This is a genomic window from Kitasatospora sp. Ki12, assembly GCF_054601375.1.
The window spans coordinates 2391480-2406045 of the sequence record NZ_BAAIHT010000001.1 but is presented as its reverse complement, the minus strand read 5'-3'; the positions used below and the strand labels follow the sequence as shown (position 1 = coordinate 2406045).

Here is a 14566-nt window from a genome sequence, read left to right as displayed (position 1 = left end):
ATTCGAGCCGTCGTCCGAGTCCGATCACCACACCGCCACCGGCGTGGCAATAACCACAACGGCGCCGGTCGGCCGAAGAAATCCCCGGAGATCACGTTATGGTCGCGAGAAGTTCCCCGACGCACGGTGCCAGGCGGGCACTGCGGACGGACGTCGACCGTTACGCAGTCGGGGAAAGGGAGGAACCACCAATGCCCGCAACGGGAGACGGGCGGGCACCTGGTGCCGCGAACCTGCCGGGGGCCCACGAGGGCGCCCCGGTCGGCCGTGCCCGCAACCGCCCGGTGACGACCGGCCCGGCGACGGCGGCTCCCCCGATACCCCACCCCCGCTCGCAGGCGGCCCGGGCGGCACACGCCGCCCACCCCTCCCACGTCTCCGCGGCGCCCTCCGGGCCGGGCCAGGACGTCCCCGCCGACGGCGGCACGCCGCTGCGGCTGCTGGTCATCGAGGACGACGTCTCGGACGCCCAGCTGATCAAGGCGGCGGCGGCCGACAGCGGCACCTCGATCGAGATCCACTGGGCCCGCGGCCTCGGCCAGGCCACCGCGCTGCTGGCCCAGCCCTCGCTCTCCACCCGGCGCGGACGCTCCCGCGGCTCCGAGTTCGGCTGCGTCCTGCTCGACCTCACCGCGCTCGCCGATCCCCCGCAGCCGCCCGGCACCTCCGACGGCCTGGAAGGCCTGCACGAGCTGCTCCGGCGCGCCCCGCACATCCCCGTCGTGGTGCTCACCGACGCCGCCGGGGCCGAACTCGGCGCGGCCGCCGTCGCCGCCGGCGCCCAGGACTTCCTGATCAAGCACGAGACGGACGGCCCGCTGCTGGCCCGCGCCCTGCGCTACGCCGTCGAACGCAAGCGCGCCGACGAGTCCCAGCGCCGGCTCGTCGAGGCCGAACTGCGCGGCCAGGAGAACGCCCGCCTCCAGCGCCACCTGCTGCCCACCCCGCTGCTGGACGGCGCCGGGCTCTCCTTCACCCGGCGCTACCGCCCCGGCCGCCGCCGCGCCCTGCTCGGCGGCGACTTCTACGACGCCGTGCGCACCGACGACGGCACCGTCCACGTCGTGATCGGCGACGTCTGCGGCCACGGCCCGGACGAGGCCGCGCTCGGCGTCGCGCTCCGGATAGCGTGGCGCACCCTGGTGTTCGCGGGCCTCACCGGCGAGGCCCTGCTCACCACCCTCCAGCACGTACTGGAGCACGAGCGGCGCAGCGACGAGATCTTCGCGACGCTCTGCATGGTCGTCATCGAGCCGGGCGGCGCCGGCAGCGACCTCGACTCGCTCGGCGCCGCCGAGAACGCCCGGCTCTACCTCGCCGGGCACCCGGCCCCGCTGCTGCTCGGCCGCGACCACGACCCCCTCTCCCTGCCCGCCGACCTCGCCGGCCCCGCGCTCGGCCTGCTGCCGTGCCACGACGGAGAGGCCGCCTGGCCCGCGCAGCGGATCGAACTCCGGCCCGGCTGGCGGCTGTTGCTCTACACCGACGGGCTGATCGAGGGCCGGGTCGGGGCCGGCTCCCGTCGGCTCGGCCAGGACGGGCTCGCCGGCCTGATCGGCGACCACCAGGCCGCCGGGCTGACCCGCGGGCGGCTGGTCGACAGCGCCATCGCCGAGGTCGAGGAGCTGAACGGCGGCGCGCTGACCGACGACGTGGCGGTGCTGCTGCTGGAGCGCAACCCGGTGCAGCTGATCCTCGGCTGACGGGGCGGCGGGCCGACGGCCCAGCGGCTCGGCCGCTCGACCGAGTGCTCGACCGGGCGCCGGACATACGACGGCCCGGGCGGGGAGTTCACCCGCCCGGGCCGTCGCGTCGTCCGCCGCCGGGTCTACCAGGACCCGTACGGGCCGGTGTTGCTCCGGCCGCCGCCCCCGGTCAGCGCCCGGATCGCGGGGCGGACGTCCACCACGTAGACGATCGAGGCGACCAGGCCGGCCAGGGTGCCGATCCCGGTGAAGAAGTTCACCCCGAACAGGAGGTCCCAGCCGAAGGAGATCATGAGGATCGCGATCCAGAACCCCTTGGTCTTCTTGTCCGCCGCCCGGTACGCGTCCTCCCGGCGGACGGCCGCGTCGACCAGGGCGAACAGCTTGTAGGCCAGGATGGCGATCGTCGCCCACCAGATCGGGTTCAGGTAGGAAAAGGCCAGAATCTGGAGCACTCCGACCATCACGATCTCCTCTGTCTCTCGATTCCGGCGCGTGCGACTGCCGTCCATCCTGGCACGACCACCGTCCGCAACGGTGTCAACGTTCCGTGCTCACCGGATGTGCCCCCGGTGGAGGACCGCCGCTCACTCCGCGTCAGCGGAGCCGGCCTTCCGGGCCCGGGCGGACTTCTTCGGCGCCGGCGCGGGGTCGGCCTCCGCCACCGGCTCGGCCTCGGCCTCGGCCGGCCCGGCCTGGGCCGACTCCACCTCGGCCACCTCGGCGGGCGCACCGGGGCGGGCCTTCTCCACGACGACCTTGCCGCGCTCGGCCAGCTCGTCGTACGTCTCCTTGGCCTTCACCGCCAGCTCGACCGCACGGCCCACCTGCTGCAGCGCGAAGCCCTGGGCGCGCTCCTGCAGCGACTTGAGGTCGGTGGGCAGGGCGGTGACGGCCTCGCCGACCTTGGCCGGCGCCGCGACCAGCAGCGACTGCGCCTCCTGGAGCCGGGCGGTGGCCTTCTCCTGCGCACCCTTGCGGTCCGCCGCCAGCGCCTCGACCTTGCCCGGCACCTCGCGCAGCTTCTCGTACGCGAGGTCCCCGGCGCCCGCCAGGGCGTACAGCGGGGTCGGGTCGCTGAGGGTCTTCTTGATCTCGTCGGTGATGGGCATGGTTACCGGTCCTCCCGGTGGGTGTTCTGGATGGCTGGGCCGTCGGTCGCCGCACCGGGTGCCGGGGCGGCGTTCTCCTTCAGGAAGGCGTCGTAGACCGCGAGCAGCGCCTGCTTCTGCCGCTCGTTGATCAGCGGATCGGCCAGGATCGAGGCCCGCAGCTCCAGGCCCTCGCCCCGCCGCTCCTCCAGGATCCCGGCCTGGACGTACAGCGTCTCCGCCGAGATCCGCAGCGCCTTGGCGATCTGCTGCAGGATCTCCGCGCTCGGCTTGCGCAGCCCGCGCTCGATCTGGCTGAGGTACGGGTTGGACACGCCGGCGGCCTCCGCCAGCTGCCGCAACGAGTACTGCGCGTTGCGGCGCTGCTCCCGGATGTACTCGCCCAGCGAGCCGACGTTGAGTGAGGCCATGCGAACAGCCTGCAGCACCCCGCTTGCAAATGCAAGCAGGGTGCTAGCGCCAGCAAACGCGGCGCGCGTGCCTCAGCGCCGTGGCGCGACCGTTCAGGCGGCCAGGTGGGCGAGCAGCAGGGCGGTGAGCCGGTCGGGGGCGCGCAGCGGGAGGTAGTGGTCGGCGGCCGGGACGAGGTGGCGGTGGGCGCCGGGGATGTCGGCGGCGAGCCGTTGCGCGATCGCGGCGATCTCCGGGTGGTCCCGGTCGCCGTGGACGACCAGGGTGGGGGCGGCGACCTCGCCGAGGCGGGGTTCGGCGGGCCGCCCCGGGGCGCCGGTGAGGTACTGCTCGCTGACGATGCGGCGGGCCGCGTTCTCCTCGACCATCGCCGCGATCAGCTCGCCGCCCGGCGCCGTCCGCCCCATCGCGGCCCAGACGGACAGCTCCAGTTCTGCCAGGGCCGCCGCGTCGCCCCGGCGGCGGGCCTCGGCGTAGGCGGTGGTCCCCGGGTCCTGCGGCCAGTCGTGGCCGCTGACCGAGGCGCCGACCAGGGCCAGGGCGGTGACCCGGTCGGGGTGGGCGAGGGCGAAGTCCAGTGCGGTCTCCCCGCCCATGCTGAGGCCGACCAGCGCCGCCCTCGCCAGGCCGAAGTGGTCCAGCACGGCGCGCAGGTCCGCCACGTCGTCGAACGGCCGCTCCGGCTCGTCGGACCGGCCGAGGCCCCGGGCGTCGTAGCGGATCACGTCGTGGTGGCGGGCGAGCTCCGGCAGGACGGCGTCCCACAGCCGGGAGTCCATGCCGGAGCCGTGCAGCAGCACCACCGGGCTGCCGGACCCGCCGCGCTCCGCCCACAGGCGGCCGCCGCCGGGGACGGGGACGGGGACCTCGGACACGGGGCGACCGGTGTGCTGGCTCATGCGGCGATCCTCCCAGGGGCCCGCGCGGGCCGGCCGGTCAGGACCGCTCGGCCGGTCAGGACTGCTCGGCCGGCTCGGGGAGCTCGTGGGGCTCGGGGAGCCGGACCGGCATCAGGACCGAGAAGGTGCCGGCCCGGCCGGGGGTGCGGATGGCCAACGGGGCGATCGGGCCGCCGAGTTCGAGGACGAGCTGTTCCGGCCGGCCGGCGCCGAGGGCGTCGAGCAGGAAGTCCCGGTTGACGGCCAGTCGGAAGTCCTCGGCGGCCGGGTCGGTGGCGACGGCCAGCCGGCCGTCCCCGGTGAGGGTGAGGATGGTGACCTCGCACTCGGCGCCGTGCGGGCCGGAGGGGAGGGTCCGGGTGGCGCCGGCCTCGACGGCGGCCCGCAGTTCGGCGGCGGGCAGGGTGATCCGGTGCTCCGGTTCGAGCCGGGTCAGGGCCCGGTGGTCGGGGTAGTCGAAGTCCAGGGCGACGCCCTCGACCCGGTGCCCGCCCGCCTCGGCCCGGACCCGGCCGCCGCCGAGGGTGAGCGAGACCTCGGCGGCGCCCGGGCCGAGCAGCGCGCGCAAGGCGTCCACCAGCGGGGTCGGGACGATCGTCCCGGCCACCGGGTGCCCGGTCGGACCACCCTCGGCGGGCACCTCGGCGAGGGCCATCCGGTAGCGGTCGGTGGCGACCAGGCGCAGCACCGGGCCGTCCGGCTCGAACAGCACCCCGGCGAGCGCGGGCACCTCCGGGTCCCCGCCGACCGCGAAGCGGACCGCGTCCAGGGCGGCGGCCAGGCCTTCGGCCGGAACGGTGAGGCGGAGCTCGGTGGGGTCGGTGGGGCCGGTGGTCATCGGCTGCTCCCTCTGGTCGGTCATCGCGCGGATCAGGGAGAGCTCGCGGCGGGCGTCGGTCAGGCCGTCCTCCAGCCGCCGCAGGTGCGCGTCGAGGACCCGGCGGGCCTCGCCGCTGCCGGGCGCGGCACCGAGCACGGCGCGGATGCCGGCCAGCGGCAGGCCGACCCGGCGCAGCCGGGCCAGCAGCCGGGCGTCGGCGAGCTGGCCGGGCCGGTACCAGCGGTAGCCGGTCTGCGGGTCGACCCAGGCGGGGGTGAGCACCTCGGCGCCGTCGTAGTAGCGCAGGGTGCCGACGCCGAGGCCGCTGGCGCGGGCCAGCTCGCCGATGCTGTGCAGCTCGCTCTCCATGGCGGTGACTCTGCGGGCTCGACCTGGTCGAGGGTCAAGCCCGGTCGGTGCCGGGGGCGGCTCCGGGAGTGGGGTCGGGGGCGGCGGCGGGGGCGAGGCCGGCGAGGTGGCCGAGCTTGTGCGGGTTGCGGACGGCGCGGATCGCGGAGATCAGCGGCGTGCCGTCCGGCCCCTCGACGAAGTCGAACACCGAGACGGAGTCGACCGCGCCGTCCACGGTGACCAGCAGACCCGCCTCGCCGTTGACCAGGACCGGGTGGACGGCGGCGCCCTCACCCAGCTGCCGGAGCACGCCGAGGGTGAAGCGGGCCACGTTCTCGGCCCCGGTGACCGGCCGCAGCGCGGCGCGGATCACCCCGCCGCCGTCGCTCCAGGTGGTGACCTCGGGGGCGAGCAGTTCGAGCATCCGGTTGAGGTCGCCGCCGACGCAGGCCGCGAGGAACTCGTCGGTGGCGCGGCGGCGCAGCTCCGGCGGGGCGTCGTAGCGGGGCCGGCGGGCGCGGACGTGCGCCCGGGCCCGGCTGCCGATCTGGCGGCAGGCGACCTCGGTGCGGTCCAGGGCCTCGGCGATCTCCTGGTAGGAGAAGGCGAAGGCCTCCTTGAGGACGAACACCGCCCGTTCCAGCGGGGACAGGTTCTCCAGCAGCACCAGCAGGGCGAGCGAGACGGTCTCGGCGCGCTCGACGCCGTCGGTCGCGTCCGGTTCGGTGACCAGCGGTTCGGGCAGCCACGGGCCGACGTAGGCCTCGCGGCGGACGGCCGCCGAGTCCAGCCGGTTGAGGGCGAGGTTGGTGACCGTACGGGCCAGGAAGCCGGCGGGGCTGGCGACCGGGCCGGTGACCCGGCTCCAGCGCAGCCAGGTGTCCTGGACCAGGTCCTCGGCGTCGGCGACGCTGCCCAGCATCCGGTAGGCGATGCCGAAGACCAGCCGCCGGTGCTGCTCGAAGTCGACCAGCCGCGCGTCGGCCGGCTGTCCGTCTGCCGGCTGTGCGTCGACCAGCCGCGCGTCGGCCGGCTGTCCGTCTGCCGGCTGTGCGTCGACCAGCCGCGCGTCGGCCGGCTGTCCGTCTGCCGGCTGCGGGCCGTCCGTCCGGGGGGCGTGGGTGTCGGTCACCCTCGCGACGCTACCGCACGGTATCGGCGGCGCTCAGTCGCGGAGGACCTCGTACACGGGGGTGAGCAGGACGGCGAGGTCGCGGCCGTGGACGGTGATGCCGGAGCGGCCGAGGCGGCGCAGCGAGGGCTCGTCCGGCTCCTCCGGATCCGGCTCCTCCGGATCCGGCTCCGGCGGGGCCGGGCGCAGGGTGAAGTCGCCGCGCCAGTAGGCGGCGACGTTGACCATCGGGGCCGGCTGTTCGCTCACGCGTCCTCCTCGGCGACGGCGTCCTCCCGGGTGAGGGCGACCAGTTCGCGCAGGGCGTCGACCGGCAGGTCGGTGAGCCACTGCTCCCCCTCACCCACCACCGTCTCGGCCAACGAGCGCTTTGCGGCGAGGAGTTCGTCGATCCGCTCCTCCACGGTGCCGACGCAGACCAGGCGGCGGACCTGGACGTCCCGGCGCTGGCCGATCCGGAAGGCGCGGTCGGTGGCCTGTTCCTCGACCGCCGGGTTCCACCACCGGTCCAGGTGGATCACCTGGTTGGCGGCGGTCAGGTTGAGGCCGGTGCCGCCGGCCCGCAGCGAGAGCAGGAACACCCCCGGCCCGTCCGGGGATTGGAAGCGCTCGACCAGCTCCTCGCGCCGCGCCCGGGCCAGGCCGCCGTGCAGGTAGAGCACCTCCTCACCGAGCCGGCGCTCCAGGTACGGGCGGAGCATCGCGCCGAACTCGGCGTACTGGGTGAAGACCAGGGTCCGGTCACCCTCGGCCAGCGCCTCCTCCAGCAGCTCGGCCAGTCGGGCGACCTTGCCCGAGCGGTCGCCCAACGCCGAGCCGTCGTGCAGCAGTTGGGCCGGGTGGTTGCAGACCTGTTTGAGCTTGCCGATCGCCGCCAGCACCGTGCCGCGCCGCTCCACGCCCCGGATCCCCTCGACCCGCCGCAGCAGGTCGGCGACCACGGCCTGGTAGAGGCCCGCCTGTTCGGCGGTGAGGTTGCACCAGACGGTCATCTCCTGCTTGGCGGGCAGCTCGGCGGCCACCGCCGGGTCGGTCTTGAGCCGGCGGAGGACGAACGGGGCGGTGCGGCGCCTGAGTTCGGCGGTGCGCTCGGGGCTGCGGTGCAGTTCGACCGGGATCGCGTAGCGCTCCTTGAAGCGCTCGGCGGGGCCGAGCAGGCCTGGGTTGGCGAAGTCCAGGACGGCGTGCAGTTCGGAGAGCCGGTTCTCCACCGGGGTGCCGGTGAGCGCGATCCGGTGGCCGGTGACGGGCAGCGCGCGGATCGCCCTGGACTGCGCGGTGCCGGTGTTCTTGATGTGCTGGGCCTCGTCGGCGACCACCCGGCGCCAGCGGATCGCGCGCAGGGCGGCGAAGTCGCGCTGGACCAGCCCGTAGGTGGTGATGACGAGGTCCGCGGACCGTACGGCTTCGGCGAGCCGGTCGGCGTCCAGCCGGCCGGAGCCGTGGTGGACGTACCGCCGCAGGGCGGGGGCGAAGCGTTCGGCCTCGCGCTGCCAGTTGCCGACCAGGGACATCGGGCAGACCAGCAGGGTCGGGCCCGCCTCTCCCGCCTCCCCCTGCTCGGCCCGCTCGGCCCGCTCGACGGCCAGCAGGGCCAGGGTCTGGACGGTCTTGCCGAGGCCCATGTCGTCGGCCAGCACGGCACCGAGGCCGAGCCCGGACATCGTCCGCAGCCAGGCCAGCCCGCGCTCCTGGTACGGGCGCAGCACGGCCCGGAAGTCCGCCGGCAGCACCGGGGCGGGGGCGGCGTCGGCGGGGGCGGCGTCGGCGCGCCCGGCGAGCAGGTCGCCGAGCGGGCCGTCCGCCCGGACGGACGTGACGGGCAGCCCGGCGACGGTGGCCTGCGGGTCGAGGGCGAGCCGCAGCAGGTCGGCGGTGGCGAGCACGCCGTCGCGCCGGTCGGCGAGGAAGGCGAGCGCGGCGGCGATCTGGGCCGGGTCGGCCTCCAGCCAAGTGCCGCGCACCCGGACCAGGCCCTGCTTGGCGGCGGCCAGTTCGGCCAGCTCCCGCTCGGTGAGCGGGGTGCCGTCCGGGCCGAGCGCGGCCTGCCAGCGGAAGGCGACCACGGTGTCCCGGTCCACTTGGCTGCCGACCGCGAGCGTGCCGGGCGCGGGCGGGGTGGTGACGCGCAGGGCGAGCCCGAGCCGGGGGCGGCGGCGCCACCAGGCGGGCAGCAGGACGCCGAAGCCGCCCTCGGCGAGCGCGGGCGCGGCGGTGCGCAGGAAGTCCAGGGCGCCGGCCCGGTCGAGCGGCAGGGCGGACGGGCGGGAGTGGTGGCGCAGCCCGTCCAGGGCGGGCCAGCGGTGGGCGGCACGGGCGAGTTCGGCGACCAGGACGTCGTGGGGGTCGGCGGCCTGGCGGGCGAGGGCGGCGTGCGCGGCCCCACCCTCGTGCAGGTCGGCGGCGCGGATCAGCAGGGACGGCTCGGCCACGGCCTGGAGCAGGAACTCCAGCCGCCAGGCGTCGTCGGAGGGCCGGCCTTCGGGGTCGTCGGCGTCGGGGCCGAGCGGCTCGACCAGGCGGAAGCAGAGCCGCAGCGCGGGGTCGGTGGGCTCGGCCGCCGCGTACCAGGCGGCGATCCGGCGGCGCAGTTCGGCGAAGCCGTCCGCCGGGACCTCGCCGAGGAGGCCGTCGGGGGTGGTGAGGGCGTGCAGCCAGCGCTCGGCCACGGTCGCCCCGGGGGCGGCCCCACTCCCGGCCGGAGAAGCCGGAGATGCGGGAGGTGCGGGAGGTGCGAGCGGGGTGTCGGCCAGGGCGGCCCGGACCTCGGCGTCCGTCAGTGCGCCCAGCGCGGCGTCCAGCAGCTCCTCCCCGGTGCCGCCGCCGTGCGGCCACTCCCCCAGTAGGACGGGTGGGCAGCCCGCCGCCAGCGCGGCGGCCTCGCGGCGCCCGGCCGGGGTGGGGTCCGGCCGCCAGCGGGCCTGCGGGCGGCCGTCGGCCGACACCGGCCGCGGCAGTACCCGGCCGCGGCCGACCGTGCGCCAGGCGAGGTCGTGCACCCCGGTCAGCCAGCGCAGTGAGGGGCCGTGGACGACCTCGACGCGCCCGGTGCCGGGCAGGTCGGCGTCGGCGACGGCCCAGTGCGGGTCGAAGACCTCGCCGAGCAGCTGGGCGGCGGCACCCGCGTCGAAGAGCAGGGCCGGCACCCGCCAGGGGGTGAGCACCGCGCCGCCGCGCGGCGGGGTGACCGGCAGGTCGGGCGAGGGCGCGGGGACGGCTCCGACGGTGGGCAGCAGCAGGGTGGCCCAGCGCTCCGGGGCCTGCCCGGCGAGCCAGCCGAGGCCCGGGCCGATGCCGCCGAGCAGCGCGGCCAGCTCACCGGCCGGGCAGGCGTAGGGGTGGGCGCGCGGGGCGGGCCGGTCGGGCTGCGGCTCGGCGGTGCCGGGGTGGGCGCGGGCGTCCTCGGCCCAGAGCGCCAGCTGCCCGTCCGTCCGCCAGAGCGCGTGCAGGACGAACATCGGGGGCCTTCCGGGCGGGTGGGACCGTCCTTCGCAGCCTAACCGGGAGGGCTGACAGCGGCGGTCGGGCCGGGCATGCCGGACCGGAGCCGCCGGACCGATCGGACGAATCCGGAAGAAACGCCCGAAAGTCGTGGTTGAAAATTGAACGACAGCGACGTACGCTGGAGCCAAGAAGTTGAAGCCTAAACAAATGGCTTCGAACCCGAGGAGGAGCCATGGGCCTGTTCAACCGCACCAAGACCGCCGCCACCCCCGCCGTCGCCGTCGCGACCACCGCCGGCCCGGACCTGTCCCACCTGACCGGCGACTGGACGATCGACGCCACGCACAGCGAGATCGGCTTCTCGGTCCGCCACGCGATGGTCACCAACGTCAAGGGCCGCTTCACCGAGTACGACGGCAAGCTGCACCTGGACGGCGCCACGCCGCACAACTCCTCGGCCGACCTGGTGATCAAGGTCGCCAGCATCGACACCAACCAGGCCCAGCGCGACGAGCACCTGCGCACCGGCGACTTCTTCGCCGCCGACACCTTCCCGGAGATCCGCTTCCGCAGCACCTCCACCGAGCGGATCGACGACGACACCTACCGGATGACCGGCGAGCTCACCATCAAGGACACCACCCGCCCGGTGGTCCTGGACCTGGAGTACACCGGCAGCGCCACCGACGCCTACGGCGCCGACCGGATCGGCTTCGAGGGCCGGACGGTCGTGGACCGCACCGCCTTCGGCCTGACCTACAACGCGGCCCTGGAGACCGGCGGCGTGCTGATCGGCGAGAAGGTCAAGCTCAGCTTCGACATCTCCGCCGTCAAGGCCGCCTGACCCGGTCACCTCGCGCGGCGGGCCCGAGCCCGCCCCCACGAGCACCGCCCCTGCCCATCCCCCCTGGGCAGGGGCGGCCTCCTTTTCCGGGCGCCCCGGGCCGTCCTTCCTTCACCCGACGCGCCGGCGGTCCGTCCGCCCTCAGCGCGCCGGCAGCAGCGCCGCGTCCGCGTCCGGCAGCCAGCTGCCCGGCGGGCGGCGCAGCCAGCCCCCGGCCGCGCCCAGTGCGCCCGCCGCGTCGGCCAGCGCGCGCAGCCCCGGGTGGTGCTCGCCGGGCCGGTGCACCAGGCTGACCAGGCTCAGCGGCACCGGGTCCACCAGCGGCACGTTCACCGTCCCGGGGATCCTCGGCCCGCCGACCGTGGTCAGCATCGGATCGCCGTGCCGGGCGAGGTAGCGGGCGGTCTCGTCCACGCCCACCGGTGGGACGTACGGGTCGGCCGCGGTCAGGCCGTGCTCGCGCAGCAGCCGGGCGCCGAGGTCGGCCCACTCGGTGGTGGCCGGGTTGCCCGCGCAGATGTCGACGGGGTGTCCGGCCAGCTCGGCGAGGCGCAGCGCCGGGCGGCCCGCCAGCGGGTGGGTGTCCGCCATCATCACCGAGACCCGTTCCAACCGGACCGGCCGCTGGACGAGTCGGCCGCGCACCGGGGCGGGCAGTCCGGCGAACCGGCCGAAGGACGCGTCCAGCCGGTGGGCCAGCAGTTCGGCGGCGGCCGCCGCCAGGCCGCCGTGGAAGCGGGCCAGCAGCTCGCCTTCGGGCCAGGCCGCGCGGGCCCGTTCGAGGACCCGGTCGGCGGTGAGGTCCGGGCCGGTGACGTCGCTGTTGAGGTCCAGCAGCAGCGGACGGGCGGCGGCCCCGGCGCCGGCCTCGGCGAGGATCTCGTCGTGCAGGGCGAGGAGCCGGCGGACCCCGGGCAGCAGCCGCCGTCCGGCCGGGGTGAGCTCGACGCTGCGGGTGGTGCGGGTGAACAGCTCCGTGCCGAGCAGCCCCTCCAGGGTGCGGACGTCCCGGCTGAGCGCCTGCTGGGCGATGTGCAGCCGCTCGGCGGCCCGGCCGAAGTGCAGGGTCTCGGCGGTCGCGACAAAGCCGCGGAGCAAGCGGGGGTGCAGGTCACGGGGCATGGGCGGCAGATTAACAACACCGTGTTGTCAGTGCGGCGGAACAGGTGTTGGACGGCGGCCCGCGAGCGCGGCCAGGCTGTGGGGCATCCCCCTTCGTCCTGTTCAGGAGCCCGCTTGCCCCCGCGCGCCGTCCTCGCCTCCTACCGCCGCCTGTTCGCCGCCCCCGGCGCCGCCGCCTTCACCCTGGCCGGGCTGCTCGGCCGGCTCGCGCTGTCGATGACCGGCGTCTCGCTGGTGGTGCTGCTCTCCGAGCGGCGCGGCTCGTACGGGCTGGCCGGGACGGTCTCGGCGGCCGGCCTGGCCACCGGCGCGATCGGGATGCCGCTGATCGGACGGCTGGTGGACCGGTACGGGCAGTCGCGGGTGACGGTGCCGGCCGCGCTGTACAACGCCGTCCCGCTCACCGGCCTGCTGCTCTGCGTCCGGTTCGGCGCGCCGGACTGGACGCTGTACCTGTGCGCCGCGGCCGGCGCCGCCGCACCCAACCTCGGCGGCATGGCCCGGTCCCGCTGGGCGCACCTCTACCGGGACGACCCGGGCGCCCGCCACCTGGCCAACTCCTTCGAGCAGGCGCTGGACGAACTCTGCTTCATGGCCGGGCCGGTGCTCGCGATGCTGCTCTGCACCACGCTCGCCCCGGAGGCCGGCCTGGCCACCGCCACCGCCGTCGGCACCGCCGGCGCCCTGCTGTTCGCCGCCCAGCGGCGCACCGAACCGCCGCTGCCGCCCGCGCCCCCAGCTGCGGAGCGGCACGGGTCGCCGCTGCGGGTGCCCGGGCTGCGGGTACTGGTGCTGACCTTCCTGGCGACCGGCGTGGTCTTCGGTACGACCGAGATCACCACCGTGGCGTACGCCGACGCGCTCGGGCACAAGGCGGCGGCCGGGCTGCTGCTGGCCCTGTTCGCGGCCGGATCCTGCGTGGCCGGGCTGCTGTTCGGACTGCTGACGCCGCGCCGGGCACCGGGCACGCGGTTCCTGCTCGGCGCGTCGGCGATGGCCGGGGTGCTGCTGCTGCCGCTCGCTGCCGGACTGGGCGGGGCCGGGCTCGGGGTGCTCGGGGCGCTGCTGTTCGCGGCCGGCACCGCCACCGCGCCGACCATGGTGACCGGCATGACGCTCGTCCAGGAGCTCCTGCCGCAGCGGCAGTTCAACGAGGGGATGGCGATGGCGGTGTCCGGCATCGTGGTCGGCATCTCGGCCGGTGCGGCGCTCGCCGGGACGGTCGCCGAGCGCACCGCGCCCGGCACCGGCTACGCGCTGCCCGCCTCGGCGGCCGCGCTGGCGCTGCTGATGGCGCTGGCCGGACGGCGGCACCTGCGGACGGCCGGGCCGCGCGCCACGGCGGGTGCCGCGGCCGCCTCCGGTGCGGCGGAAAATGCCGAGCGGGTTGTCAGTGCCTCCGTCTAACGTCGAGTCATGGCAGAAATCACCTACGTCCGAGGCGATGCCACCGCGCCCCGCGGCAAGGGCGTGAAGGTGATCGCGCACGTCTGCAACGATCTCGGCGGCTGGGGCAAGGGCTTCGTGCTCGCGCTCTCCAGACGCTGGCCCGAGCCCGAGGCCGCGTACCGACGCTGGCACCGGGAGCGGGCGAAGAACGACTTCGGGCTCGGCGCCCTGCAGCTGGTGCAGGTCGAGCAGTACGTCTGGGTGGCCAACCTGGTCGGCCAGCGCGGCATCCGGACGGGTCGCTCCAGCGGGGTGCCGGTCCGGTACGAGGCGATCGACGCCGGGCTGGCCGCACTGGGCGGCCGGGCACTCGAACTCGGCGCCTCCGTCCACATGCCGCGGATCGGCTGCGGACTGGCGGGCGGGCGCTGGGAGAGGGTCGAGCCGCTGGTCACCGACCGGCTGACGGCACACGAGGTGCCGGTGACGGTCTACGACGTCGACTGACCCGCCCCGGCTCCCCGGCCACCACCGCGCCCGGAGCCAGCACCACTCGGCCTACCACCACTCGGCCCACCCGTGCCCGGGCCGCCCCTACTCGGACCCACCCTCCACCGACCCGACGACGCCGGCCGGCCCGGCCAGGCGTACACGTACTCGGGCAGCAGGAACCCGCCCGGGAAGACACCCTCCTGCGCCCGGACCCGCACAGCGCCCTCACGCTCGTAGAAGGCGATAGCCCGGGTGTTGTCGCGCAGCACCTCCAGGAAGAGCTCGGCCCCGGAGTGCTGCTCGGCGACGTGGGCGCGGGCCGCGGTCAGCAGCGCGCGGCCGATGCCGCCGCCGGTCAGGCCGGGGCGTACGTGCAGGTTGTCGATCAGCACCCGGCCGTCCGGCTGCGGGACGAGGTAGACGAAACCGGCCGTCCGCCCGTCCAGTTCGGCGACCAGCAGCTCGGGCGTGTTCCCCGGCTCGCCGTAGTCCGCGTCCAGGCGCAGCTCCCACAGCTCGCGCCGCTGGGCGGCCATCCCGTCACCGAGCCCCTCCTCCGGGACGATCCCCCGGTAGGTGGTGCGCCAGCTGAGCGCGTGCAGCTCGGCGATGGCCCCGGCATCCCGTACATCGCCGCGCCGGATCGTGACCTGCCCTGAACCGATCATGTGACCAGCCTCCCACAGAGATGGAGTTGAACATGTTCAACCGAAGCGTCTACAGTTCTGCCAGGATTTTGAACGTGTTCGAATCACGGGGGGTGGTGTTCGTGGCACCGGGCGTGGAGGGGGCATCCGGTGCCACGAACACCGACACCGGATGGAACCTCGTCTCCGGCTAGGCT

General features: G+C 75.6%; 14 protein-coding genes. 4 read left to right on the top strand and 10 right to left on the bottom strand.

The features are described from left to right. Nucleotides 1-191 precede the first annotated feature (191 nt). Complete coding sequence (locus ACYP53_RS10515; RefSeq protein WP_189915881.1) at nt 192-1703, top strand: PP2C family protein-serine/threonine phosphatase; 1512 nt, start codon at nt 192-194, stop codon at nt 1701-1703. Between the two features lie 125 nt (nt 1704-1828). On the opposite strand, the gene ACYP53_RS10510 is transcribed toward ACYP53_RS10515, so the two are convergent. The 8 genes from ACYP53_RS10510 to ACYP53_RS10475 all read right to left on the bottom strand — a co-directional run bounded on the left by ACYP53_RS10510 (nt 1829) and on the right by ACYP53_RS10475 (nt 9889). After that, a complete protein-coding gene (locus ACYP53_RS10510) occupies nt 1829-2170 on the bottom strand; it encodes a DUF2516 family protein (protein ID WP_189915880.1) in 342 nt (113 codons plus the stop codon). A gap of 123 nt (nt 2171-2293) precedes the next feature. Further along, nucleotides 2294-2818: a hypothetical protein gene (locus ACYP53_RS10505; RefSeq protein WP_459647249.1), complete on the bottom strand. Its 525-nt coding sequence runs from the start codon at nt 2816-2818 to the stop codon at nt 2294-2296. A 2-nt stretch (nt 2819-2820) separates the two neighbouring features. Further along, the gene (locus ACYP53_RS10500) at nt 2821-3228 is read right to left on the bottom strand and encodes a helix-turn-helix domain-containing protein (RefSeq protein WP_189915878.1); all 408 of its coding nucleotides are present in this window, start codon (nt 3226-3228) and stop codon (nt 2821-2823) included. A 93-nt stretch (nt 3229-3321) separates the two neighbouring features. Beyond that, nucleotides 3322-4128: an alpha/beta fold hydrolase gene (locus tag ACYP53_RS10495; protein WP_459647248.1), complete on the bottom strand. Its 807-nt coding sequence runs from the start codon at nt 4126-4128 to the stop codon at nt 3322-3324. A gap of 55 nt (nt 4129-4183) precedes the next feature. Then, nucleotides 4184-5317 (bottom strand): DNA polymerase III subunit beta family protein, encoded by a 1134-nt coding sequence (locus ACYP53_RS10490; protein WP_459647247.1) that lies wholly within the window; start codon nt 5315-5317, stop codon nt 4184-4186. Nucleotides 5318-5351: 34 nt separating this feature from the next. Next, nucleotides 5352-6317, bottom strand: a complete 966-nt coding sequence (locus tag ACYP53_RS10485) for an RNA polymerase sigma-70 factor (RefSeq protein WP_459647965.1) — start codon at nt 6315-6317, stop codon at nt 5352-5354. A gap of 147 nt (nt 6318-6464) precedes the next feature. Beyond that, nucleotides 6465-6680 carry a hypothetical protein gene (locus ACYP53_RS10480; RefSeq protein WP_459647246.1) on the bottom strand — a complete coding sequence of 72 codons (216 nt, stop codon included), beginning with the start codon at nt 6678-6680 and terminating at the stop codon, nt 6465-6467. Continuing rightward, nucleotides 6677-9889, bottom strand: a complete 3213-nt coding sequence (locus tag ACYP53_RS10475) for a DEAD/DEAH box helicase (protein WP_459647245.1) — start codon at nt 9887-9889, stop codon at nt 6677-6679. Before ACYP53_RS10475 ends, ACYP53_RS10480 begins: the two co-directional genes overlap by 4 nt. 218 nt (nt 9890-10107) lie before the next feature. Here ACYP53_RS10475 and ACYP53_RS10470 point away from each other — a divergent pair, with 218 nt between their 5' ends. Next, nucleotides 10108-10719, top strand: a complete 612-nt coding sequence (locus tag ACYP53_RS10470) for a YceI family protein (RefSeq protein WP_189915873.1) — start codon at nt 10108-10110, stop codon at nt 10717-10719. Nucleotides 10720-10860: 141 nt separating this feature from the next. Here the strand turns inward: ACYP53_RS10470 and ACYP53_RS10465 are convergent, their stop codons facing one another. Continuing rightward, the gene (locus ACYP53_RS10465) at nt 10861-11841 is read right to left on the bottom strand and encodes a LysR family transcriptional regulator (RefSeq protein ID WP_189912945.1); all 981 of its coding nucleotides are present in this window, start codon (nt 11839-11841) and stop codon (nt 10861-10863) included. 114 nt (nt 11842-11955) lie between these two features. On the opposite strand from ACYP53_RS10465, the gene ACYP53_RS10460 reads away from it, so the two are divergent. Next, nucleotides 11956-13248: an MFS transporter gene (locus ACYP53_RS10460; RefSeq protein WP_459647244.1), complete on the top strand. Its 1293-nt coding sequence runs from the start codon at nt 11956-11958 to the stop codon at nt 13246-13248. A gap of 9 nt (nt 13249-13257) precedes the next feature. Further along, nucleotides 13258-13737, top strand: coding sequence for a macro domain-containing protein (locus ACYP53_RS10455; RefSeq protein WP_189912946.1), 480 nt, complete (start codon nt 13258-13260; stop codon nt 13735-13737). Here the strand turns inward: ACYP53_RS10455 and ACYP53_RS10450 are convergent. Then, nucleotides 13722-14390 carry an N-acetyltransferase family protein gene (locus tag ACYP53_RS10450; RefSeq protein ID WP_459647243.1) on the bottom strand — a complete coding sequence of 223 codons (669 nt, stop codon included), beginning with the start codon at nt 14388-14390 and terminating at the stop codon, nt 13722-13724. The two genes, ACYP53_RS10455 and ACYP53_RS10450, sit on opposite strands and share 16 nt — an antisense overlap. Nucleotides 14391-14566: the final 176 nt, after the last annotated feature.

Excerpts from the sequence above, each read along its gene's own strand:
- ACYP53_RS10510 (WP_189915880.1), bottom strand. The coding sequence starts at position 2,170 with ATGGTCGGAGTGCTCCAGATTCTGGCCTTTTCCTACCTGAACCCGATC.
- ACYP53_RS10495 (WP_459647248.1), bottom strand. The coding sequence starts at position 4,128 with ATGAGCCAGCACACCGGTCGCCCCGTGTCCGAGGTCCCCGTCCCCGTC.
- ACYP53_RS10455 (WP_189912946.1), top strand. The coding sequence starts at position 13,258 with ATGGCAGAAATCACCTACGTCCGAGGCGATGCCACCGCGCCCCGCGGC.
- ACYP53_RS10515 (WP_189915881.1), top strand. The coding sequence starts at position 192 with ATGCCCGCAACGGGAGACGGGCGGGCACCTGGTGCCGCGAACCTGCCG.
- ACYP53_RS10505 (WP_459647249.1), bottom strand. The coding sequence starts at position 2,818 with ATGCCCATCACCGACGAGATCAAGAAGACCCTCAGCGACCCGACCCCG.
- ACYP53_RS10500 (WP_189915878.1), bottom strand. The coding sequence starts at position 3,228 with ATGGCCTCACTCAACGTCGGCTCGCTGGGCGAGTACATCCGGGAGCAG.
- ACYP53_RS10470 (WP_189915873.1), top strand. The coding sequence starts at position 10,108 with ATGGGCCTGTTCAACCGCACCAAGACCGCCGCCACCCCCGCCGTCGCC.
- ACYP53_RS10450 (WP_459647243.1), bottom strand. The coding sequence starts at position 14,390 with ATGATCGGTTCAGGGCAGGTCACGATCCGGCGCGGCGATGTACGGGAT.
- ACYP53_RS10475 (WP_459647245.1), bottom strand. The coding sequence starts at position 9,889 with ATGTTCGTCCTGCACGCGCTCTGGCGGACGGACGGGCAGCTGGCGCTC.
- ACYP53_RS10490 (WP_459647247.1), bottom strand. The coding sequence starts at position 5,317 with ATGGAGAGCGAGCTGCACAGCATCGGCGAGCTGGCCCGCGCCAGCGGC.
- ACYP53_RS10465 (WP_189912945.1), bottom strand. The coding sequence starts at position 11,841 with ATGCCCCGTGACCTGCACCCCCGCTTGCTCCGCGGCTTTGTCGCGACC.